The 21,449-nt window shown below is 57.7% G+C and carries 19 protein-coding genes; 15 read left to right on the top strand and 4 right to left on the bottom strand.

Translation table 11 applies throughout. The annotated features are described in order from the left end of the window. The first annotated feature begins 46 nt into the window (after window positions 1–46). Both E0L21_RS01015 and E0L21_RS01020 read left to right on the top strand, forming a co-directional pair. The gene (locus E0L21_RS01015; RefSeq protein WP_170312044.1) at window positions 47–1,075 is read left to right on the top strand and encodes a FecCD family ABC transporter permease; all 1,029 of its coding nucleotides are present in this window, start codon (window positions 47–49) and stop codon (window positions 1,073–1,075) included. Beyond that, window positions 1,072–1,860 (top strand): ABC transporter ATP-binding protein, encoded by a 789-nt coding sequence (locus E0L21_RS01020; RefSeq protein WP_131406216.1) that lies wholly within the window; start codon window positions 1,072–1,074, stop codon window positions 1,858–1,860. Before E0L21_RS01015 ends, E0L21_RS01020 begins: the two co-directional genes overlap by 4 nt. A gap of 44 nt (window positions 1,861–1,904) precedes the next feature. Here E0L21_RS01020 and E0L21_RS01025 read toward each other — a convergent pair whose 3' ends face one another. From E0L21_RS01025 to E0L21_RS01035, 3 genes are read right to left on the bottom strand one after another with little or no spacing between them, the layout of a single operon-like run. Further along, complete coding sequence (locus E0L21_RS01025; protein ID WP_131406217.1) at window positions 1,905–2,384, bottom strand: tetratricopeptide repeat protein; 480 nt, start codon at window positions 2,382–2,384, stop codon at window positions 1,905–1,907. Window positions 2,385–2,443: 59 nt separating this feature from the next. Further along, a complete protein-coding gene (locus E0L21_RS01030; protein ID WP_131406218.1) occupies window positions 2,444–3,742 on the bottom strand; it encodes a PQQ-dependent sugar dehydrogenase in 1,299 nt (432 codons plus the stop codon). Window positions 3,743–3,752: 10 nt separating this feature from the next. Then, window positions 3,753–4,172 carry a DUF2231 domain-containing protein gene (locus tag E0L21_RS01035; RefSeq protein ID WP_131406219.1) on the bottom strand — a complete coding sequence of 140 codons (420 nt, stop codon included), beginning with the start codon at window positions 4,170–4,172 and terminating at the stop codon, window positions 3,753–3,755. A gap of 286 nt (window positions 4,173–4,458) precedes the next feature. Here E0L21_RS01035 and E0L21_RS01040 point away from each other — a divergent pair, with 286 nt between their 5' ends. The 7 genes from E0L21_RS01040 to E0L21_RS01070 all read left to right on the top strand — a co-directional run bounded on the left by E0L21_RS01040 (window position 4,459) and on the right by E0L21_RS01070 (window position 11,871). After that, window positions 4,459–6,555 carry a TonB-dependent receptor gene (locus tag E0L21_RS01040; protein WP_407928635.1) on the top strand — a complete coding sequence of 699 codons (2,097 nt, stop codon included), beginning with the start codon at window positions 4,459–4,461 and terminating at the stop codon, window positions 6,553–6,555. Between the two features lie 36 nt (window positions 6,556–6,591). Beyond that, window positions 6,592–7,500 carry an ABC transporter substrate-binding protein gene (locus tag E0L21_RS01045; protein ID WP_131406220.1) on the top strand — a complete coding sequence of 303 codons (909 nt, stop codon included), beginning with the start codon at window positions 6,592–6,594 and terminating at the stop codon, window positions 7,498–7,500. Beyond that, entirely contained in the window at window positions 7,497–8,483 is a 987-nt protein-coding gene (locus E0L21_RS01050; RefSeq protein ID WP_131406221.1) for a FecCD family ABC transporter permease, read from the top strand. The genes E0L21_RS01045 and E0L21_RS01050 overlap by 4 nt, the downstream gene beginning before the upstream one ends. Further along, complete coding sequence (locus tag E0L21_RS01055) at window positions 8,473–9,504, top strand: FecCD family ABC transporter permease (protein ID WP_131406222.1); 1,032 nt, start codon at window positions 8,473–8,475, stop codon at window positions 9,502–9,504. Before E0L21_RS01050 ends, E0L21_RS01055 begins: the two co-directional genes overlap by 11 nt. A 15-nt stretch (window positions 9,505–9,519) precedes the next feature. After that, on the top strand, window positions 9,520–10,314 hold the full coding sequence (locus tag E0L21_RS01060) for an ABC transporter ATP-binding protein (protein ID WP_131406223.1): 795 nt from the start codon (window positions 9,520–9,522) through the stop codon (window positions 10,312–10,314). Continuing rightward, window positions 10,301–11,047, top strand: a complete 747-nt coding sequence (locus E0L21_RS01065; protein WP_131406224.1) for an IucA/IucC family C-terminal-domain containing protein — start codon at window positions 10,301–10,303, stop codon at window positions 11,045–11,047. The genes E0L21_RS01060 and E0L21_RS01065 overlap by 14 nt, the downstream gene beginning before the upstream one ends. A gap of 62 nt (window positions 11,048–11,109) precedes the next feature. Further along, complete coding sequence (locus E0L21_RS01070; protein WP_131406225.1) at window positions 11,110–11,871, top strand: AraC family transcriptional regulator; 762 nt, start codon at window positions 11,110–11,112, stop codon at window positions 11,869–11,871. Here E0L21_RS01070 and leuA read toward each other — a convergent pair. Then, entirely contained in the window at window positions 11,861–13,531 is a 1,671-nt protein-coding gene (gene leuA / locus E0L21_RS01075; RefSeq protein ID WP_131406226.1) for a 2-isopropylmalate synthase, read from the bottom strand. The two genes, E0L21_RS01070 and leuA, sit on opposite strands and share 11 nt — an antisense overlap. Before the next feature lie 182 nt (window positions 13,532–13,713). On the opposite strand from leuA, the gene E0L21_RS01080 reads away from it, so the two are divergent. The 6 genes from E0L21_RS01080 (at window position 13,714) to E0L21_RS01105 (ending at window position 21,434) form a co-directional block, all read left to right on the top strand. Then, the gene (locus E0L21_RS01080) at window positions 13,714–13,911 is read left to right on the top strand and encodes a hypothetical protein (RefSeq protein ID WP_131406227.1); all 198 of its coding nucleotides are present in this window, start codon (window positions 13,714–13,716) and stop codon (window positions 13,909–13,911) included. Window position 13,912: 1 nt separating this feature from the next. Beyond that, window positions 13,913–14,683, top strand: a complete 771-nt coding sequence (locus E0L21_RS01085) for a hypothetical protein (RefSeq protein WP_131406228.1) — start codon at window positions 13,913–13,915, stop codon at window positions 14,681–14,683. Window positions 14,684–14,960: 277 nt separating this feature from the next. Continuing rightward, window positions 14,961–18,905 carry a beta strand repeat-containing protein gene (locus E0L21_RS01090; RefSeq protein ID WP_131406229.1) on the top strand — a complete coding sequence of 1,315 codons (3,945 nt, stop codon included), beginning with the start codon at window positions 14,961–14,963 and terminating at the stop codon, window positions 18,903–18,905. Window positions 18,906–19,005: 100 nt separating this feature from the next. Beyond that, window positions 19,006–20,667: a ShlB/FhaC/HecB family hemolysin secretion/activation protein gene (locus tag E0L21_RS01095; RefSeq protein ID WP_131406230.1), complete on the top strand. Its 1,662-nt coding sequence runs from the start codon at window positions 19,006–19,008 to the stop codon at window positions 20,665–20,667. A gap of 159 nt (window positions 20,668–20,826) precedes the next feature. Further along, a complete protein-coding gene (locus E0L21_RS01100) occupies window positions 20,827–21,162 on the top strand; it encodes an SdpI family protein (RefSeq protein WP_131406231.1) in 336 nt (111 codons plus the stop codon). Beyond that, window positions 21,162–21,434: a MafI family immunity protein gene (locus E0L21_RS01105; protein ID WP_131406232.1), complete on the top strand. Its 273-nt coding sequence runs from the start codon at window positions 21,162–21,164 to the stop codon at window positions 21,432–21,434. Before E0L21_RS01100 ends, E0L21_RS01105 begins: the two co-directional genes overlap by 1 nt. Window positions 21,435–21,449 lie beyond the last annotated feature (15 nt).

Genomic DNA, 21,449 nt, shown 5'->3' on the forward strand with positions numbered 1-21,449 from the left:
CACGCTGGAAACAAGCGAGCAGAGGCAGGACACGGCTGCGGACAGCCTGATGCTCAACTACCGTGTGATCCTTCGCCGCCGCGTCAGTTTGTTGGCGCTGCTGGTGGTGTTTATCGCTGCGGCGATGCTGCTGGATTTCACCCTTGGTCCATCCGGCTTGCCGCTGGATATGCTGTGGCAAACGCTGGTTGACCCGTCGAGCGCCGATGCCGGAACGCGGGTAATCGTCTGGGATATCCGCATGCCGTACGCGCTGATGGCGATCATTGTTGGGCTGACGCTGGGGCTGGCGGGCGCGGAGATGCAAACCATCCTCAACAACCCGCTGGCGAGCCCGTTTACGCTGGGCGTGTCGTCGGCGGCGGCGTTTGGCGCGGCATTAGCGATTGTGCTTGGCATCGGCATTCCCGGCGTTCCGGCGCAGTGGTTTATCTCGGCGAATGCGTTTCTCTTTGCGCTGCTGGCGGCGCTGTTGCTGGACGGCATCACCCGCTGGACGCAGGTGGCCACTTCAGGCGTGGTGCTCTTTGGTATCGCGCTGGTGTTTACCTTCAACGCGCTGGTGTCGATGCTGCAATTTATCGCCAACGAAGACACGTTACAGGGGCTGGTGTTCTGGACCATGGGCAGCATTGCCCGCGCGTCGTGGGAGAAACTCGGCATTTTGCTGCTGGCGCTGGCGGTGATCATGCCGCTGTCGATGCTCAGCTCATGGAAACTGACGTCGCTGCGCCTCGGCGAAGACCGGGCGATAAGTTTTGGCATTAACGTGCGTCGCCTGCGGCTGGCGACGCTGCTGCGCATCAGTATTTTGTCGGCGCTGTCGGTGGCGTTTGTCGGCCCGATCGGTTTTATCGGCTTGGTCGCTCCGCATATTGCCCGCATGGTGTTTGGCGAGGATCACCGTTTTTATCTGCCCGGTAGCGCGTTGATTGGCGCGCTGGTGTTGTCGCTGGCCTCTATTGTTTCCAAGAACCTGATCGATGGCGTGATTATTCCGGTCGGCATTGTCACTTCGCTGGTTGGCGTGCCGTTCTTTATCACCATCATTGTGCGCCATCGGGGGAGTGTATGAGCCAGAGCGGCCTGAGCCTGCGCGGGTTTGGCGCGGGGTATTACAAGCGGCAGATCATTCGCGATCTCAATATTGCCCATCTGCCGCGCGGCAAAGTGACAATTCTGCTTGGGCCAAATGGCAGCGGTAAATCGACGTTGTTGCGGGCGATGGCCGGGCTGAACAAGGCGGAAGGAGAGTTGCTGCTGGACGGCGAAGACCTGCTCAGCCAGCCGTTTGCCCGGCGCGCGGAGCAAGTAGTTTACCTGCCACAATCGCTGCCGGCGGGTGTTCACCTGCATGTGCTGGAGTCGATTATCGTGGCGCAGCGTGCTTCCGGCGGTTTACACAGCGCGGCAAAGCAGGCCGAAGTGATGTCGCTTTTGCGTCAGCTCGGTATTGAACATCTGGCGTTGCATTACCTCGACCAGCTCTCCGGCGGGCAGAAACAGTTAGTTGGGCTGGCGCAATCACTGATCCGCCAGCCGTCGTTGCTGCTGCTCGATGAGCCGCTCAGCGCGCTGGATCTCAACTACCAGTTCCACGTGATGGATCTGGTGAAGCGGGAAACGCGCAGCCGCAATATCGTCACCGTAGTGGTGGTGCACGATATCAATATCGCGCTGCGCCACGGCGACCATGTGTTGATCCTCAAACAAGGCGAGCTCGTGGCGAACGGCGTGCCGGGAGAGGTGATAACGCCGGAAAGCCTGGCGCAGGTGTACGGTGTGCGCGGGCGTGTGGAACCCTGCTCGCAAGGGATGAAGCAGGTGATTATTGACGGTTTAACCCATCAGGCAAGCTAGCCTCAGCGCGCCGTCCACTGCGGCAAACGGCACTGCTACACCGATCACCAGCGTTGATGCGGGTGCTGCGCGTAGTGATGCAGCACCGCTTTGTAGGGTTCGGTGCGGGCGTCGGGATGCTGGATAATCGACGCCAGCAGCACGGCAATAGCGCTGTCGTGTTCGCCAAGATTATGCAAACACAGGGCATAAAAAGGCCGCACTTCTGTGGCCTGCGGCCAGCTTGCCATGATCTCCTCAAACAGCGTTTTCGCCTGCGCATATTTCCCCAGGCAGCGCCACGTTGACGCCAGCCCAAACTGCGCCTCGAACTTGTCTTCGCCGCGTAATCCGGCTTCGAGCGCTGCCAGGTAGTGAGGCTCGGCGTCGCGCTCTTTGCCTTCGTTATCATACGACCAGGCGATATTGAGCAACGCCTGTGCACGCAGCGCAGGCTCTTCTGTGAGCGCTTGTAGCGCCTGACGGCTTTTATCGTGTTGACCCTGTTTGCGCAGCGCAATCGCTGCCTGCAATCTGCTATCCATCGTGTTCATCCGTTAAGCGTGTCTGAACGTTATAAAGCAGGCAACAGGCAGCGACAAGATTAGCGTGCGCTGATTCGCCAGATGGCGTTACCGGCGTCGTCGGCAATCAGCACACCGCCTTGTTTATCCATCGCCAGCCCGACCGGTAGCCCGCGCACCTGTTTCTGGTCATCGGTAAGAAAACCGGTCACGACCGGCTGCGGTTGCCCAACCGGTTTGCCGTTCTCAAATTTCACCCACACCACCTGGTAGCCATTGAGCGGTGTGCGGTTCCAGCTTCCGTGCTCGCTGATAAACGCGCCGCCGCGATACTGCGGCATGTCGTCACCGGTATAGAACAACAAGCCAAGTGGGGCGACGTGTGAGCTAAGCGCGTAATCCGGCTTGATGGCCTGGGCCACTAAGTCCGGGCGTGGCGGCTTAACGCGTTCGTCCACGTGCTGCCCAAAGTAGCTATACGGCCAGCCGTAAAAACCCTTCTCTTTTACCGAGGTCATATAGTCCGGCACCAGATCGGAACCAATTTCGTCGCGCTCGTTGACGATCGCCCATAACGCACCGCTTTCAGGCTCCCATTGCAACCCGGTTGGGTTACGCAGCCCGCTGGCATAAATGCGGCTCGCGCCGGTGGCGGCATCCACTTCCAGCACCGCCGCCCGGCGATATTCCGCGCCGATGCCGTTTTCGGTGATGTTGCTGTTAGAACCCACGCCTACATAGAGTTTGCTGCCGTCGGGGCTGGCGAGCAGGGATTTTGTCCAGTGATGGTTAATTGGCCCGCCGGGCAGTTCGGTGACAGTTTCTCCCGGTGCGCTGAGGGTGGTTTCCCCTTGCTGATACGGGAATTTCACCAGGCTGTCGGCGTTGGCGACCCACAAGGTATTACCAATCAACTGCATGCCAAACGGTGAGTGCAGATTTTCAATAAACGTGTGTTTCTGCCATGTTCCTCCAGCGTTACGCAACAACGTGATGCGGTTGCCGCCGGGGCCGCCTTTGCCGGAGGCTTTTTGCACCAGGCCCATAATCAGCTGTTTCGGGCGCGTGGTCGGTTTTTCCGGGGCATTGGCCTCGGCGACCAGAATGTCGTTATTCGGCAAAACGTACAGCTGGCGCGGATGCAGCAAACCATCCGCCACTTTTTCAATTTTTAACCCCGCTGGCACTTTGGGTGTTTCTCCCGCTTTCCACGCCACGCCTTTTGGCACCTGCATCGGCGGTAACAGGAAATTCTGCGCCTTAGGTAGCTCCGGCTCGGGGCCAACTTGCTTCATCGGGTCTACGTTTGCACCCTGATCGCAAGCGGTGAGCAGGGCGGCGAGTGCGGCAACTGTCAGTAAGCGATTACACATATTCATGGTTTTTTCCTTACTGGACACGAGTGCGCAGGGCGAGTTGAACATGGGCAATCAGCAGCAAAATCACCACCGCCGTTGAGAGGAACACGCCAAGCGGCACCACCGCGTAAGCATCCCGGCTGTGCACAAAGGCGTTAAAAATCGCCAGCACAATAGCTACCAGCCAGAGCCAGAAATGGATTTTTTCCGCGTTCGTAACGCTATGCCGTTGCGTCACCCAAACCTGCACAAGGTTGATTAGCCGGGGAAGGATGGCAATCAACAGACCGATAGCGATAAGCCAGCTTGCCGCGTCGGTCCACATGATTTGAAAGGTTTTGAGGTACAGAATATCGAAGACCCACGCCGCCACAAAAAAGCCGGTGGGTAGCGGGTTAAAGAGTTCGTAAAGCGCAAGCGTCGCGCGCGATGGCCCGGAGAGTGTTTGCATTGGTCTTTCCTTTTGGTGGAAACAAGCGGGATAAGCCACAGGATCTGCTTGTTAAAGGGTAGACCGCTTACACAAAATTTAATTAATTTTGCTTATGTGTTGCATTTGTTCCATTCACGTCGCGCTATTCCTGCGTGTCTCAATTTCGCCTGGAAAATATTCACTTTACATTCTTTTATCGGTAATGATAATCAGTATCAAAATGTTTCTTGTTGTTGTCATTTGATTTTGTTACGGAATGATCCCCGCAAAAAGTGGGGAATAATAAAAATTGAGGGTTGTTTAGATGAGAATTTCCCCTTTGTACGGCGCGATGGCTCTGCTTTTCGCCTCGCCACTTTATGCGCAGGACGCGAAAAATAGTGATGATGAACTGATTGTGACCGCCACCCGAACCGACGGTTCGCGTAATGATTCCCCGCAGGTCATCAAAGTCATCAGTGAAAAAGAGATTGCCCAGCAACGGCAAATCACCTCCGATACCTCGCAGATCCTCAGCAATCTGCTGCCGTCGTTTTCGCCATCACGACAGAAAATGTCCGGCAGTGGCGAAACGCTGCGCGGGCGCACGCCGCTGGTGATGATTGACGGCATACCGCAATCAAACCCGCTGCGCCCGACCGGGCGCGAAATGCACACCATCGACGCCTCAATGATCGAGCGCATTGAGGTGATCAAAGGGGCGAACGCCAGCAACGGCGTCGGCGCGACGGGCGGGGTGATCAACATCATCACCAAACGCGCGAAACCGGGCACCGTCAACCAGCACGTCAGCGTGGAAACCACCACGCCCACGGCGGAATTTGACCGCGATACGCTTTCCTATAAAACCAACTACAGCATCAATGGCAGCGAAGAGTACATCGATTACCTGTTCGCACTGAGCTACGAAGATCAGGGGCTGTTCAAAGACGCCGATAACCATGCCATTGGCGTGGATAACACGCAGGGCGATTTGATGGATTCCCGCGCCTGGGATCTGCTGGCGAAAGTGGGTTACTGGCTGGATAACGATCAGCGCGTACAACTGAGCCTTAACCGCTATCGACTGAAAAATAAAGATAACTATGTCAGCGTGCGAGGCGATCGCGATGACGGTGTATTAACAACTTCGAAGAAAGGTAACCCGCCAGGCAGCGCGCCGCACAATGATGTGTGGACGGTGGGTGCCACCTACGATAACTACAATCTGGCAGGCATGAAACTGACGGCGCTGGCCTATTATCAGCGTTATGAAGCGCTGTTCGGCGCAACCAATTCCTCGTCGTTCCAGGACCCGGCCATTGCTCCCATTGGCATGCTGTACGATCAGAGCCGTGCGTATACCGATAAGTACGGCAGCAAAATCGCGCTCACCAAAGATGATCTCTGGGATGACCGCATAAAAGCGACGGTGGGTTTCGATACCCTGTTTGATAACTCGAAACAGGATTTATGGGCCACCGGGCGCACCTACGTGCCGGAAATTAACTACACCGATCTGTCACCGTTCCTGCAACTGGAATACACGCCAGTTGAATCGGTGAAATTAAGCGGCGGCGTGCGCTATGAATACGCCCGGCTGAATATCGACAGCTATCAAACCGTGTGGGCCAACGACCGGGTAACCGTGGAAGGCGGCACGCCATCGTTCGACCAGACGCTGTATAACGCCGGTGTGGTCTGGACGCCGGTTGAACCGTTAAGCCTGTTCGCCAGCTACAGCGAAGGGTTTACCGTGCCGGATGTCGGGCGCGTGTTGCGCGGCATCGACACGCCGGGCATTAAACTGGATGACTACAACGGTCTGAAACCGATCGTCACCAAAAACAGCGAAATCGGTTTTCGCGTACAACACGCGCCGTTTGATTTCGAAGCCAGTTACTACCAGTCCACCTCGAAGCTCGGCAGTCGCGTTGAGCTGGTCAACGACGCGTTTGTCGCCCGTCGCGAAAAGACCGAGATTGACGGTGTGGAAGTGAGCGCCGGTTACAGCCCGAATGCCGATCACAAATTAACCTTGTCGTGGTCACACATGCGCGGCCGGTATGACAGCGACGACAACGGCAGTCTAGATGCAAAACTCGATGGCTTAAACATCGCCCCCGATCGCATCATCGCCAGCTGGTCGGCAAACTGGAATGCGCAGTTGAGCACCTTCCTGCAAGCCAACTGGGCGCTCAGCAAGAAATTCGACGATGCGGAAAAAGACTTTTCCGGCTATGCGCTGGTGGATGCGGCGGTCGGCTACAAGCTGCCGTACGGGCAGGTGAGCCTTGGGATTTCTAACCTGCTGAATAAACAGTACATCACCTACTATTCGCAAAGCGCGTCTGTTGATCCGGATCGCTATTTCGCCGGGCGGGGTCGCACCGCGACGCTGGGCTACAGTCTCGATTTCTGAGTGTTACCGCCCCGTTGAGCGGGGCGGTTTGAGTGGATGATGAAAAACGAACTCGCTTTCTCTCTTTCGCGCCGACGCGGCTTGCAGGCGCTACTGTTGTGCAGTGTTTCACCCACGCTGTTTGCCAAACCCGGCGTGCCGCGCGCGGTTTCTCTGTTTCAGGGGGCAACCGACAGCCTGGCCGCGCTGGGTGTCACGCCCTGCGGCATTGTTGAATCCTGGGCGGAAAAACCAGTCTACCGCTATTTGCGCTCGCAGCTTTCCGGCGTGCCACAGCTGGGGCTGGAGACGCAGCCCGCGCTGGAAAAGATCGCGCTGCTGCAACCCGATATCATTTTTGCTTCCCGTTTTCGCCACCAGGATGTCGCGCCTTTAATGGCGAAAATCGCCCCTGTTACGCTGCTGGACGATGTTTTTGAATTCAAAAAAACGCTGACGGTAGTGGCGCAAAAACTCGCCCTGACAAACACCGCCGCGCAACTGCTCCAGCGCTGGGATGCGCGTATCGCTGCGCTGCGCAGCCTGATGCAACAACGTTTTGCCGGGCAGCCAGCGCCGCAGGTGTCGGTGATTGAAGTGCGCCCTGACCACATTCGCAGCTATGTGGCGAACAGCTTTCCCGGCTCGGTGATGTCCGAAGTGGGATTTGCCTGGAACGCCCAGGCCCTGCAGGCGCACAGCGCGTCGTTGCGCTTTTCCAGCATGGAGAATATTCCGCTGCTGGATGCCGATCTGTTTTTTATTTTGCTGCGGGCCAACAGCCCGGCCATCATGCGCCAGTACCACACGCTAACGGCGCACCCACTGTGGCAGCAACTTCGCGCGGTGAAAACGCGGCAACTGTGGGAGGTGGATAGCGTGCCGTGGAGCTTATCCGGCGGCATTCTTGGCGCTAACCAGATGCTCAGTGATGTCGAACAGGCGCTCAACCGGGGGCGCGTATGAGTGGGCGTTTTCTGCTCTGTGGCCTGCTGTTGCTGGCGCTGATGTTGCTCAGCATAATGACTGGCGCGCGGTTTTATTCATTCACCCAACTGACGCAGGCGCTGCTGCATGCCGATCCCACCAGCGCGGTGGATATCATTATTCGCACCTCGCGTTTGCCGCGCACACTGCTGGCAGTTGGCGTGGGCGCGTTTCTCGCCGTGGCGGGCGCGTTGATGCAGGCATTGACCCGCAATCCGCTGGCCTCGCCGGGGCTGTTTGGTGTCAATGCGGGCGCGGCGCTGTTGATTGTGCTGGCGGGCAGTTTTTTTGCCATCGGCGATCCGTGGGTCACACTGCTGTTGGCTTTTAGTGGTGCGTGTGCCACCGGCACGCTGGTGTGGTTTGCCAGTAAAGTCAGTAACGGGCAGCTTAATCCGCTGCGGCTGGTGCTGGCGGGTGTGGCGATCACCGCGCTGTGCAATGCGTTTACCCAGGCCATTCTCGTTATCGATCAGGAAAGTCTCGACACCATGTTGTTCTGGCTGGCCGGTAGCCTGGCGGGCAACGATGCGCAGCACGTATACCCGATGTTGCTCCCCGGGGCGCTGCTGGTGGTTGCCGCCTGTTTTTTCGCCGGGCAGATGAACGTGCTCAACGCCGGAGAAGAGATTGCCCGTGGCCTGGGGCTAAACATCGCGCTGGTGCGACTGCTGGCGAGCATGCTGGTGGTGGGGCTGGCGGGATGCGCCGTGGCGCTGGCGGGAAATGTCGGCTTTGTCGGGCTGATGGTGCCGCATATGGCGCGCCAGTTATTTGGCAGCGACCTGCGCCAGACACTTCCGGCCTGCGCCTTGCTCGGTGCGTTACTGTTACTGGCCGCAGACATCGCGGCGCGCGTGGTGATTCTGCCGCAGGAGTTGCCGGTTGGCGTGATGACCGCACTGATGGGCGCGCCGTTTTTTATCCTGCTGGCACAACGTAGGGGGAACCATGCCGGATAGCCAGCTTTTCCGCTGCGGGCCGTTTTCCCGCGACTACTCCCGGCGTTTACTACCGCTATTACTCGCTTGCTCGGCGATGACTTTGCTGGTCGCGCTGGTGGCATTGAGCACTGGCGATGTGGCGTTCTCGCTGCCGCAAACGCTTCGATTGCTGGTGCAGCCGGACGCAAGCACGCACAGTTTTATTCTGCATCAGTTGCGTTTGCCGCGCGTGGCGCTGGCGATGCTGGCAGGCGGCGGGCTGGGGCTTGCCGGGTTGATCATGCAAACGCTAGTGCGCAACCCTCTGGCATCGCCGGATACGCTCGGCGTAACCGCCGGGGCGAGTGCCGGTGCGTTGCTGTGGCTCTCCTTTTTCAGCCTGCAATATGGCAGCGCGCTCTTGCCGTATGCGGCGATGTGCGGCGCGGCCTGTGCCGTCGGGCTGATCTTTCTGCTTTCGTGGCGCAGAGGTCTGACGCCGTTGCGGCTGATCCTCACCGGTGTTGGCGTTTCAGCCCTGGCGGGTGCGGTGGTGACGCTGGTGCTGGTGTTCAGCCCGCTGACCACCACTTTTTCTGCCTGGGTATGGTTGAGCGGCAGCGTGTATGCCGCCACCTGGGACAAAGTGCTGCGCCTGCTGGCGGTGTATGCATGGGCGTTGCCGGTGCTGCTGTTTCTGACGCGCTATCTGAAAACCCTGCAACTGGACGACGTGCTTGCCATCGGCCTTGGCGTACGGGTGCAGCCGCTGCGGGTGCTGTTACTGCTAAGTTGTGTGGTGCTCTCCGGCGGGGCGATTGCGCAAGTAGGCGCGATGGCGTTTGTCGGGCTGATCGCGCCACACCTGGCAAGGCTTGTGGTACGTCAGGGCTTTTTCGGTCAGGCGTTTGTCACCATTTGTAGCGCTGGCTGTATGGTGGTTATCGCCGACCTGTTCGCCAGAACGCTATTTCGGCCTGCTGATTTACCGGCAGGGATTTTTGTGGCGCTGGCCGGTGCGCCGTTCTTTTTGTGGCTGCTGATTCGGCAGCGGACGTAATCTGATGGGGAAAATGTGTCTCTCTCAACGCAAAAGCTGAGTGTCAGCTATCAACAGCGGCAGGTGATTAACGCGCTGGATTTAACTCTGCCTGGTGCGAAAGTCTCGGTGCTGATTGGCAGCAACGGCTGTGGCAAAAGCACGCTGCTCAAAGCCATGGCGCGCTTGCTGACGCCGCAATCTGGCACCGTTATTCTTGATGGTCTGGACATTCACGCTAGCAATACGGCGGAGATTGCCCGCAAGCTGGCCATTTTGCCGCAAACGCCTGTCGCGCCAGAAGGTATCACGGTGCGTCAGTTGGTGAGTCTGGGGCGTTTTCCTTATCAGAACTGGCTGCGCCAGTGGTCGCAAGAGGATGAGCAGCAGGTGAATGCCGCGCTGCGCCTGACAGGAACCGACGCGTTGCAGCATCGCCCGGTAGATGCGTTATCCGGCGGGCAGCGCCAGCGCGTGTGGATTGCCATGACGCTGGCGCAGGCCACGGATACACTCTTGCTGGACGAACCGACCACCTATCTCGATCTGGCACACCAAATTGAGATCCTCGAACTGTTGCGCCAGCTCAACCGACAGCAGGGCAAAACCATTGTGATGGTTTTGCACGATCTCAACCTCGCCTGCCGTTATGCCGATCATCTCGTCGCTGTGCATGACGGGCGTGTTTATGCTGAGGGTGCGCCGCAGCAGATAATGACCGAAACGCTGGTCAATGACGTGTTTAACCTGCGCTGTCGCATCATCGACGATCCTTTTTTCCATACGCCGTTGTGCATTCCTTTTCCGGGAGCGTCAGATGCTGACGGTTGACGAACGTTCGTATCTGCAACGCACTTTCCGTCTGCGTTCGCTGGCGCAAACCGACGTGCGCAGCGTACCGGCGCAGGCGATGTTGGATGCAAACACCTGCCGCGCAGTATTACAACGGGTGATGCCGTTGATTGGCGCGCCGGATCTGGCGATTGCCGCGTCGCTGCTCGCCAAACGGCTGGCCTTCCTTGCGACCGGGAATGTGCTGTACGCGATGAGCGTGTTTGATAAAGGCTTGCCGTTAAGCCTTTACGCCAGCCGACTGGAGTACGCGCACGACAACGGGCAGTGGAGCTCGTCGCTGCCGGTGGATGTCACGGTAACGCATTACCTTCCTGGTCAGCGCGACGCGTGGCGCGAAACGGTGGTTGGCGCGCTGTTTCGCGACTATTTAGCGCCGTTGTGGCAGAGCTTGGCGCGGGTAAGCGGCTTGCCGGAAGCCATTTTATGGGAAAACACCGCCGTGCGCGTTTACTCGCTCTATCAGGGGCGAATGGAGGGGCTAAACGCCCAGCAGGCGCAGCGCCAGCAGGCGGATTTCGCCTGGCTGCTGGACGCGGCTGCACCACAACTGTTTGGTGCAGCCTGGAATCCGCTGAAGCGCTTTCGCCGACCGGCGCAAAAAGACGCGGCGGGCAAGATGGTGCGTTTTCGTCGCACCTGCTGTTTTTACTACAAGGCCTCAACGCCGGTGGCGTATTGCCACAACTGCCCGCTGTGCCGGGAGAAATAAATGACAGCACGCGTGGCGGTGATTAAGGTAGTGTCACCCTGCAAAATAACAACGGTCACGCCGTGAAACAGACATTCGCCCTCGATTTTTCCCACCGCACGGTGATCCCTTACGCCCATGATTATCGGCATGGTGAACATGAACACTGGCATACGCATCCGTGCGATCAACTGATTCACACCCTGAGCGGGGTGATCCGCGTGGAAACGCAGCAGGGCATGTGGATTGTGCCGCCGGGGCGTGGCGTGTGGATACCCGCGCTGGTGTCCCACGCGCTACGCATTGATGGTGAAGTGCAGGCGCGCGGCGTGTTTGTCGAATCGCTGGCGCGAGCTGATTTACCGATGGTGTGCCAGGTGGTGCGCGTCAGCGATTTGCTGCGTGCGTTGATTCTGAATGCGCTGGAATTGCCAGAGGCGTATCAGGCAGGCAGCCGCGCAGAGCGCATTTACGAACTGATCCTTGATGAAATCCGTCTGATGAATACGCTGCCGTTTTGCCTGCCGGAACCCACTTCCGCACGGTTAAAACAGCTTTGTGATGCGGTGCGATGTGATCCGGCGGGTGAGTGGACGCTGGAAAACGCCGCTCGCCAGGTCAACATGAGCGGGCGAACCTTGTCGCGCCATTTCTATCAGCAGACCGGCTTGCAGTTCAGCGAATGGTTACGACGGGCGCGTTTGCTGGCGGCGTTAACCCGGCTGGCGCATGGCGAGCCGGTCACGCAAGTGGCGCTGGAGTGCGGTTATGCCAACCCCAGCGCTTTCAGCGCCATGTTTCGCCGGGTGATGGGCGTACCGCCCGGCGATTACTTTACGTCGTAATAAAGGGCTGTGCGGCATTTAACACTGCCTGCAACGAGGCGCGGGTAATGTCGCTATCGATACTGACACCCCAGGCGTGCGTGCCGTGCTTATCCTCGCAGCAGACATAGGCGACCGAGCGGCTGTCGCTGTGCTTACCGAGCGTATGCTCATGGTAGCTCTCAATGTTGATCTCCACCTGCAAGCTGCGGCATAGCGCAGTGATGGCGGCGGAAAGAAAACCGTTGCCGCTGGCGTCAAGCTTCAGTTTTTTGTCGTGGTAAAGGATCTCTGCGTGTAACGTGGTGCGCTGCCCCGGCTGGTTGGTGCAGACATATTCAATCAGTTTCAGTGGTGGGCGCTCCATCAGCCCGTAGGTCTGGCGAAACAGGTTCCAGATAGCCATTTGCGACATCTCTTTGCCTTCCGCATCCGCCGCCTCCTGCACATGCTGGCTGAATTCCTGCTGAAGTTTGCGTGGCAAATTCAGACCGTGGTTCTGCTCCAGAAGCCATGCCGCGCCGCTCTTGCCCGACTGGCTATTCACGCGGATAACCGCTTCGTAACTACAACCGATATCCGCCGGATCGAGCGGCAAATAAGGCACTTCCCAGAATGCAGCCGGGTTGTTTTGCCGCGCGGCAAAGCCTTTTTTAATCGCGTCCTGATGCGAACCGGAAAAGGCCGTGAACACCAGTTCTCCAGCATAGGGATGGCGCGGCGCAACCGGTAACTGGTTGCACTCTTCAACGATCTCAACCACCTTTTTCATCTGGCTGAAATCCAGCCCCGGCGCGATGCCCTGGCTATACAGATTCAGCGCCAGCGTCACCAGGTCGGCATTGCCGGTGCGCTCGCCGTTGCCAAACAGACAGCCTTCCACGCGCTCCGCACCGGCGAGCAGCGCCAGTTCGGCACTGGCAATCCCGGTTCCGCGATCGTTATGAGTATGCACGCTGATGCACACCTGCTCGCGGCGCGAGAAGTGGCGGCAAAAGTGCTCAATCTGGTCGGCATACACATTCGGCATGCTCACTTCCACCGTGGCTGGCAGGTTGATGATCATCGGCCGTGTCGCGCCCGGTTCCCAGACATCGGCGACGGCTTCGCAAATCGCCAGCGCAAACTCCGCTTCGGTAAAACAGAAGGTTTCCGGCGAGTACTGGAAAATCCACTCGGTTTCCGGTGCGTTTTCGCACAGCCGACGAATATGCTGCGCCGCGTTCACCGCCAGCGCGACGATCTCCTCGCGGCTCTGGCGAAAGACCTGCTCGCGAAACACCGGCGCGGTGGCGTTATACAGATGCACCGTGGCGCGCTTTGCGCCTTGTAGCGCAGCAAAAGTGCGGGTAATCAGATCTTCCCGCGCCTGAGTTAATACCTGAATGGTTACATCGTCCGGAATGCGTTGTTCCTCAATCAACTGGCGCACGAAATTGAAATCCGTTTGCGAGGCGGACGGGAACGCCACTTCAATCTCTTTAAAGCCGCAGTCGAGCAGCAATTGCCAGAATTTCAGCTTACGCGCGGCGTCCATTGGCTCAGCGAGGGCCTGGTTGCCGTCGCGCAAATCGGTAGAGAGCCAGCGCGGCGCGCAGTTCAGCGCGTTATCCGGCCAGCGGCGATCGCGCAGCGCTACGGGCGTGTGACGTTGATATTTCTCAGCAGGGGTCGTTAACATTTTTCGGGTCTCCGCAGGGTGTGGTTTCAGTTTCCACGCCGTGACCCTCCGCTGCGCCCGCACAGCGGACAACGTATTGCGTAAAAGTGACAATCTGATCGAAAAGCCGTGCGGCAGTAGGAACCGGATGAAAACCGCCACACGCGCTACAGGGTTTCTATACTTGGCTGCGGAGGTAAGAGATGAAAAAAATGTTGTATTCATTATTCGCAAGCCCGGACAGATTGTTGCAGGTGATGAGCCACAATGAAATTCAGGACGCGATTGAAGATGGCGAACGTATCGTTGTCGATGCCGATGGCAATACGTCGGTGAATATCCATTGCCAGCGCGTGCAGGAAGATTTCAAACGCCACGTCGACACGTTAAAGAGGGCGTAGAATGGGAACGGCAATCTTTATGGTGTTGATGGTCTGCGGCTACTGGTACACCTCGCACGATCTTTCCACCCGCTTTAAATTCAAACGCAGCTTCGGCTGGGATGTGTACTTTCTGGTGGCGCTGTATGGCTGCGTTTTTGTGTTGCAAGGGATCCTGGCGACGGCGCTGTTGTGGTTGTGTCTGTTGATGGCATCGGTGGTGATGAACGCATGGCCTGCGGTCTTTGGCCCGGAACAACACCATTTGCACATGAGTTTTATGAACTGGAGCTTTTTGGGTATCCAGGCACCGGTGGTGATTATGCTCGCCTTTGCGGTGTTCTTTTGCCTGTGGCGCTCGAACTGGTCCGGCAGCGCCAGGCTGGACAGCAATGGCCGCCGCGAGCTGTATAAACACCTTTCGCGTGCCAATGGCGTTGAAGGGCTGATTTATCAGTGTATGGAGATGGGTGATCTGGCGTGGATCACACTCAAATCACAGCGCATCTACATTGGCATGATCCACACCGTGACTTTTGATAGCGGCGATGCCAATAATATTGTGCTGATCCCGATGCTCAGCGGCTATTGCGATGAAAGTACCCTTGATCTGCACGTCGAGCACAACTACAGCGCCTGGTATGACGCGCATAATATTGATCTCGCCTCACAGCCCCGCTCGGCGCTCGATTTTCGCAAAGTGCTGCTGCTTTCGCAGGTTGAAAGTTTGTCGCTGTTCGACCCGGCGCAAGTAATGGCGATGGGGATCAATCGTGTAACCACGCAGAATTGACCACGTAGACTGGCCGGGTCAGCACACTGCTACCCGGCAGAACATCCCTCTTATCAATCGCTTATTTTTATTTGTGAAAATAAGCAACGAGATGTGTCCGAAATGATAAAGATTTATCTTAAGGTGACGATAACCATATTGTTACAGCGCATTTACATAATTCTGCAATAGCGACAGTTCAGACCTGTTGAGCTGCAAGGGATGTAACGTTGCTTTGCAAATAGCAACTTGCGAGTAAACACCCATTACTCTTCTTGCCATCACAGGAATGATGCCCATGACATCATCGTTTTGCCGATCTTCAGCTCAGCACCAGGGCAGTCACACGCCACCGGTTTTCACGAAACGTTTTATCGCGCTGTTTGTCAGCGCCCTTTGCGCCGCACCGGCGCTGGCGGGCGAGTTGCCCACCGGTGCGAATGTCGCAGCGGGGCAGGTTTCCATTGGACAAAATGGTTCCGCCGTCACGGTGAACCAGCACTCCAGTACGGCGATTGTTAACTGGAACAGTTTCTCCGTCGGCAAGGGCAATTCGGTCGATTTCGTTCAGCCGAGCAGCTCTTCCGCGATCCTTAACCGCGTCACCGGCGCAACAAAATCTACTATCGCCGGTTCGATAACGGCCAATGGTCAGGTCTACCTGGTGAACCCGAACGGCATTGCTATTACGCCGAGCGGCACGGTAAAAACCGGCGGCGGCTTTGTTGCCTCGACGCTGGATATTAAAGATGAAGACTTCCTGAAAGGTAAACGCGTCTTCACCGGCAACGGTTCGTCTGCCGAAGTAAGCAACGCGGGCGTGATAAGCGTTGGGCGCGGCGGCTATGCGGCATTGATTGGTGGCAACGTCAAAAACGACGGCTTAATCAATGTCCCGGTCGGCAAAGTGGGGCTGGGGGCAGGGGAATCGGCCACGCTGGATCTCTCCGGCGATGGCTTCTTGCAGGTTGCTGTACCGAGCAATTCCGGCGTGAAAGAGGCGCTGATCGACAACAGCGGCACCGTGTCGGCGCAGGGCGGTTCGGTTATCATGACTGCCGCTACCGCACGCAATGCGGCGCGTAACGCTATCAACCTGAGCGGCGTGGTTGAAGCCGACAGCGTCAGCGGTCAGAACGGCTCTATCGTGATTGGCGGCGGCGAAGGCGGCAACGTGTCTCTTTCCGGCACGTTGAGCGCGAAATCAAGCGACGGTGCGGGCGGAAAAATCACCGTCACTGGCGACAACATTGCGCTGGCGGGCGCGAAGGTGGATGCGTCCGGCAAAACCGGTGGTGGCAAAATTAGCATCGGCGGCGAGCGCCAGGGAAAAGGCAGCACACAACGCGCCACCAACACACAAATTGACAGCGCCAGCCGCATCACGGCAGATGCCACAGCCCAGGGCAACGGCGGCGATGTGGTGGTGTGGTCGGATAATCAAACCACCTTCAGCGGTAAAATCAGCGCGCGCGGCGCGGGCAGCGGCAAAGGCGGCGAAGCGGAAGTCTCCGGCAAAGCCAAACTGGCCTACACTGGCAGCACCGATCTTTCTGCCGACAGCGGCAAGTTCGGCAACCTGCTGCTCGATCCGCATAACGTGGTGATCTCCACGGCGGCAGACAGCGGTACTGGTTTTAGCGCCAGCGCGGACGATAGCGTTATTAACGTGACCACGTTACAAAACGCGCTTTCTACCGCCAACGTCACGGTCTCCACCGGCTCGACTGGCAGCCAGAATGGCGACATCACGCTTGCCACGAACCTTAGCTGGACAACCGACACCGCCTTAACGCTGGCGGCGGCGGGCAATATCATTCTTAACGGTAATATCTCAGCGACGGGCACGAATGCGGGCCTGGCGCTGAATTATGGTATCGGCAAAGATTACACGCTGCTCTCTGGCAAACAGATAACCATCCCTGGTGCGAATGCCTCATTGACCATTGGCGGCCAGAATTACACGTTGATCCGCACGATGGCGGATCTCGATGCCATTGACAGCACCGGGCTTGCGGGCAAATACGCGCTGGCGCAAAACATTCTTGCTATTGGCAACACATACAGCTCTTCTCTGGTCGGCATTTCTTCCAGTGCGCCGTTTAGCGGCATCTTCACGGGGCTGGGGCACACTATCTCCAGCCTGACAATTAACAGTGCGGATACCTATGTTGGTTTGTTCGGTTATAACACCGGCACCATCCGTAACATGGGGCTGAACTCGGCGCAGCTAACCGCGTCTTCGACGTCACCGTTCTACGCCGGGCTGCTGGCAGCCTACAACACCGGCACTATCGCTTATTCAACGGTACTTGGTTCATTGACCCGTTCGTCTGACGCCACGGCCTATATGGGCGGGCTGGTGGGTAACAACGCCGGGCAGATCTCCTACAGCCGTTCGGGGGCGTCAATTACTGCGACGAACACCGCTAACTGGTCTTACTGGGGCGGCCTGGTCGGGCAAAACAGCAAAAATATTACGCAAAGTTATTTCGATGGCTCTTTGAACCTCTCCGGCACCAGCGGTAACGGCTTGCAGTATGTCGGCGGTTTAACTGGCTACAACATGGCAGGCGGCACCATTAGCGCCAGTTACGCTTCCGGTAGCGTTACCGGCAGCGGGATGGGCGGCGCGATTGGCTATGTCGGCGGGCTGACAGGCAATAACGCCGGAAGTATCACTAACGTCTATTCCTCCGGCGTGATTAACGCGGGTTTGAACGCGCAGGCAGGCGGGCTGGCGGGCAGTAACACCGGAACGATCAGCGGTGGTATTGCAACCAACACCATCAACGTGACCTCAACCCCCAGCGCGATTGGCGGGCTGGTGGGTTCCAAAAGCGGGAGCGGAACGCTAACGAACCTCTACTGGAATAGCGATAACGTCGCGGCAGGTATCGGGCGCGGCGCGAGCGGTACGGAAGCGATTACCGGTTTAACCGCTGCGCAAATGAACAACAGTGCGAGCTTTATCGGGCTGGATAATAAAGTCTGGGCGCCGGCCACCGGTTCCGCCGCGCCTGCGTTGTTTGGCGTTTCCGGCATTGTTGGCGTGGCGCAGACTGCTATCTATGGTACGAACCCGATTACGACTTACTACGGTGCCGGATTCTGGAACGCCGTCAGCGGCAGCCTGACTAACGGCCTGAGAAGCACCGATAACGTCGGCAGCTACGTGCTGGATACCACAGGTCTAAATGCGGTCAAAGCCAATGGGCAGGCGGCCAGCATTGTGAGCGCTGGCGCAACGGTCACCCCCGCGACACTTATCGTTGATATCGCCAATGCCAGCAAAGTGTATGGCCAGTTGCCGGGGTCGATAAATTACACCGCGCAAGGTCTGGTCAATGGCGATACCGTGAATGGTATGACCTATACCAGCACAGGGTTTGTCACAACCGCCAGTGTGGGTAGCTATAACATCGTGGGCAGCAACGCGACGGGTACCGGGCTTTCCAACTACAACGTTGTTTATCACAACGGCAATCTGACCGTCACACCCGCGACGCTGACCATCACCGCTGCAAACGCCAGCAAGGTTTACGGCGATGCGGCGAACGTAAGTGGCTACAGCATTGTGGGCTTGTTAAACGGCGATACGGTAACGGATGTCGCGCTCAGCAGCGCTGGCGCCGCCATCACCGCGGGTGTGGGCAGTTATGCCATCAACGCTAGCAATGCGAACGGCAGCGGCTTGTCGAACTACACCATCAGCTACGGCGCGGGCTCGCTGAACGTGACGCCAGCGCAACTGGTGATTAACGCGGGCAACGCCAGCAAAACCTACGGCGACATTGCCAGCCTGAGCGATTACAGCGTGCTCGGCCTGCTCAATGGCGACACGGTGACTGGCGTGGCGCTGAACAGCGCAGGTTCAGCAGCGACCGCCAATGTTGGCAGCTATGGCATCAACGGTAGCGGTGCCACAGGTAACGGGCTGGGTAACTACACCATCAGCTATATCGACGGTACGCTTGTGGTGAATAGCCAGCCGAGCACGCCAACCCCGACACCTACTCCGACACAGACGCCGGTATCAACGCCGTTAGCCGCCACCATTGGCAACCGTGTTTCTGCGCAGGATGTGACGCGTCAGTTAACCGGTAACACGATGCTGGTAACCCATGATGCCAGCAGCGCTGGTAGTGCGGATAACACGGTTATCGCCACGGCGGATCCTCGTCTGGCGGGTGCGGTTTGTTCCATGGGCGCGGATTTAGCCCTTTCCTGCTCCGGCAAGTAAAAATAAGAGATAACTCATGCGTTTATTTTCACAATCTTCATTTTTAGCACCGACATTGCTGAGCCTGAGTATCGCCGCGAGCTTACACGCAGGAGCCGCGATGGCGGCTCCCAGCGCGGGTCAATTGGTGCAACCCTCTTATGCGCCGGTTCAGCAGCATACCAGCGGCGGCATTACGCTGCCTGCCACCACCGGGCTTACTGCGCCGAACGGCGCGGAAAAACTGTTTGTCACGCCAGCCGGCCTGCGGGTTGAAGGTGGTTTCCCGCAGTTAGCGAGCGAAACGGCGCGTATTGAATCGCGCGTCAAAGGTCGCCGCGTCTCTGCCGCGAATTTGTTTGCCGCCGCGCAGGAACTGGAAACCGCCTACATCAAAGCGGGCTACTTGCTGGCGCGCGTCAGCCTGCCGCCGCAACAGATCAAAGATGGTGCGCCGCTGCGCGTGGTGATTACCGACGGCTATGTGGAAAAAGTGGATGCCTCTGCGCTGCCAGATACCGCGCGCAGCCGGGTAGAAAGCCTGTTGCAACCGCTGGTGGGCGAAAAGCATTTAACCCGCAAAGCGCTGGAGCGGCGTTTGCTGCTGGCTGGCGACACGCCGGGCGTGATGCTGAAATCGACCCTCAAACCGGGCAGCAAACCGGGCTCAACGGTGCTGATTGTTGATGGTCGCTACGATCCGGTTGCCGGGCTGGTGACTTTTGATAACGGCCTTTCTGACGAACTGGGTAAGTACTCACTCGGGCTCGGCGGGCAGCTTAACAACCTGGCCGGCTTTGGCGAGCAGGTATACGTGCGCTTGAACGGTTACCCGCGCGGCGATAACCCATTTACGGATACGCAGCCGCGTAACCGCCAGTGGGCGCTCGGCTTAGTCGTGCCGCTCGGCACTGATGGCTTGTGGATGAACGTTGAAGGGGTGGACAGCCGTACCAAACCGAAAACTGACAGCGGGTTGACCTCGCGCGATCATTTCCAGCGTTTGTCGACACGCCTGGGTTATCACTGGGTACGTTCGCGTGATTTCAATACCTCGACCTTGCTGTCGCTGGATGTGCAAAACGAAACGCAACATTTGCAGTTCAATAACAACGACGTGCCGTTCACCGATGATCGTCTGCGCATTGTGCGCCTCGCGCAGTCGATGGATTACACCACTGATTTTGACGCGCGTTTCGCCTCCAGTCTGACGGCCTCTTTTGGCGTCGATGGCCTGGGCGCACGCCACGGCACCACCGACCTGCCGATGAGCAGAAACGGTGCCGATCCAGATTTCCAGAAGCTGGAGCTGACCATGAATTACAGTCAGCCGCTGGTGGATGGCAAGGTGCAGCTCTCACTTTCTGGTCTTGCGCAGACCTCGTTTGATCAGGCACTGCCGTCCTCTGAGCAGGCTTCACTTGGCGGTAGCAGCTGGCTTTCGGCGTTTGATTCCGGCACGGTCAGCGGCGATAGCGCCCTGGCCGCGCGTGCTGAAGTTGGCTTGCCGCAGCCGCTGGGCGCGTTCTCCTGGGCACCCGATCTTGGTAGCGCGGTAATGCCGTACGTCTTTGGTTCGCTGGGTTCCGTAAGCCAGGCAAAACCGACGGCGCTGGAGAAAAAAGAGGTGCACGGTAGCGCGTACGGTGCCGGTTTGCGCCTGAGCGCCAGCCAGGCCGCCAGCCCGAACAGCGCCTTGCTGACGCTGGAATACGCGCGCGGCAATCAAAGCGGCGAATCGCAGGATAACCGCTTTAACCTCAGTCTGCTGACCTTCTTCTAAACCACGCACTTTCCCGCGCATCGTCTGGTGCGCGGGTTTCTTCCGTCCGCTAAAACATGCGCTATCTCACTCAGGGATAGCCGTTGCTTTATCACGTTGTCGGGATAATGATGTTTTGCTACAGCAAACGTCCGCAATGTGTGTCAGCAGGAGCCCGCAATGAACGACATCTTTCTCTCCCTCAGCGTTGGGATGCTGGTGTTAATGGCGGTTGCCATTCCGCTGGCGCGGCAGCGTATCAAACCCAATCGTTTTTACGGCGTGCGCACCACGCTAACCTTACGGGATAACACGGCCTGGTATCGGGCGAATCGCCTTTTTGGCAAGGTGATGCTGCTCTGCGGTGCGGGATTTTTTCTCTTTTCAGCGCTGCTCGGCAACTGGCGTGAAAACGCCGATAACGCAATGACCAGCATTGTGCTGTTTTTGCTGTCTGTATCTGTGCCGGTGGTCTGCGCACTGGTCAACGAATCGCGGGACAAGAGAGGATCGTAATGCGCGAAGGCATCAAAGTCTTTGGCGCACGTTTCGCCGGGCGTGTTGACGCCGAGAAACTGCGTTTTGCCATTGAATACGTCGATTACGGTGAAAGCGGCTTAGCATTTGAAACGATCTGCGATTATATCGTCGAAGAAGACGCGCCCATCACTGAGGAAGAGTACCGTCTCGCCGTTGAAATTTTTAACGACTACGGTGGTAAATGGGGTGTTTTCAGCATTGAACATATGAAAGCGCTGATTGTTAAAAAAGGCGGTTCCGTTTTGTGATATTTGCGCCGAAAC

This window comes from Kosakonia quasisacchari, from assembly GCF_004331415.1.
GTDB classification, from domain to species: domain Bacteria; phylum Pseudomonadota; class Gammaproteobacteria; order Enterobacterales; family Enterobacteriaceae; genus Kosakonia; species Kosakonia quasisacchari.

Coding starts and splice junctions, on each gene's coding strand:
- E0L21_RS01020 (WP_131406216.1), top strand. CDS start 1,072: ATGAGCCAGAGCGGCCTGAGCCTGCGCGGGTTTGGCGCGGGGTATTAC.
- E0L21_RS01025 (WP_131406217.1), bottom strand. CDS start 2,384: ATGGATAGCAGATTGCAGGCAGCGATTGCGCTGCGCAAACAGGGTCAA.
- E0L21_RS01030 (WP_131406218.1), bottom strand. CDS start 3,742: ATGAATATGTGTAATCGCTTACTGACAGTTGCCGCACTCGCCGCCCTG.
- E0L21_RS01035 (WP_131406219.1), bottom strand. CDS start 4,172: ATGCAAACACTCTCCGGGCCATCGCGCGCGACGCTTGCGCTTTACGAA.
- E0L21_RS01040 (WP_407928635.1), top strand. CDS start 4,459: ATGAGAATTTCCCCTTTGTACGGCGCGATGGCTCTGCTTTTCGCCTCG.
- E0L21_RS01045 (WP_131406220.1), top strand. CDS start 6,592: ATGATGAAAAACGAACTCGCTTTCTCTCTTTCGCGCCGACGCGGCTTG.
- E0L21_RS01050 (WP_131406221.1), top strand. CDS start 7,497: ATGAGTGGGCGTTTTCTGCTCTGTGGCCTGCTGTTGCTGGCGCTGATG.
- E0L21_RS01055 (WP_131406222.1), top strand. CDS start 8,473: ATGCCGGATAGCCAGCTTTTCCGCTGCGGGCCGTTTTCCCGCGACTAC.
- E0L21_RS01065 (WP_131406224.1), top strand. CDS start 10,301: ATGCTGACGGTTGACGAACGTTCGTATCTGCAACGCACTTTCCGTCTG.
- leuA (WP_131406226.1), bottom strand. CDS start 13,531: ATGTTAACGACCCCTGCTGAGAAATATCAACGTCACACGCCCGTAGCG.
- E0L21_RS01080 (WP_131406227.1), top strand. CDS start 13,714: ATGAAAAAAATGTTGTATTCATTATTCGCAAGCCCGGACAGATTGTTG.
- E0L21_RS01085 (WP_131406228.1), top strand. CDS start 13,913: ATGGGAACGGCAATCTTTATGGTGTTGATGGTCTGCGGCTACTGGTAC.
- E0L21_RS01090 (WP_131406229.1), top strand. CDS start 14,961: ATGACATCATCGTTTTGCCGATCTTCAGCTCAGCACCAGGGCAGTCAC.
- E0L21_RS01095 (WP_131406230.1), top strand. CDS start 19,006: ATGGCGGCTCCCAGCGCGGGTCAATTGGTGCAACCCTCTTATGCGCCG.
- E0L21_RS01100 (WP_131406231.1), top strand. CDS start 20,827: ATGAACGACATCTTTCTCTCCCTCAGCGTTGGGATGCTGGTGTTAATG.
- E0L21_RS01105 (WP_131406232.1), top strand. CDS start 21,162: ATGCGCGAAGGCATCAAAGTCTTTGGCGCACGTTTCGCCGGGCGTGTT.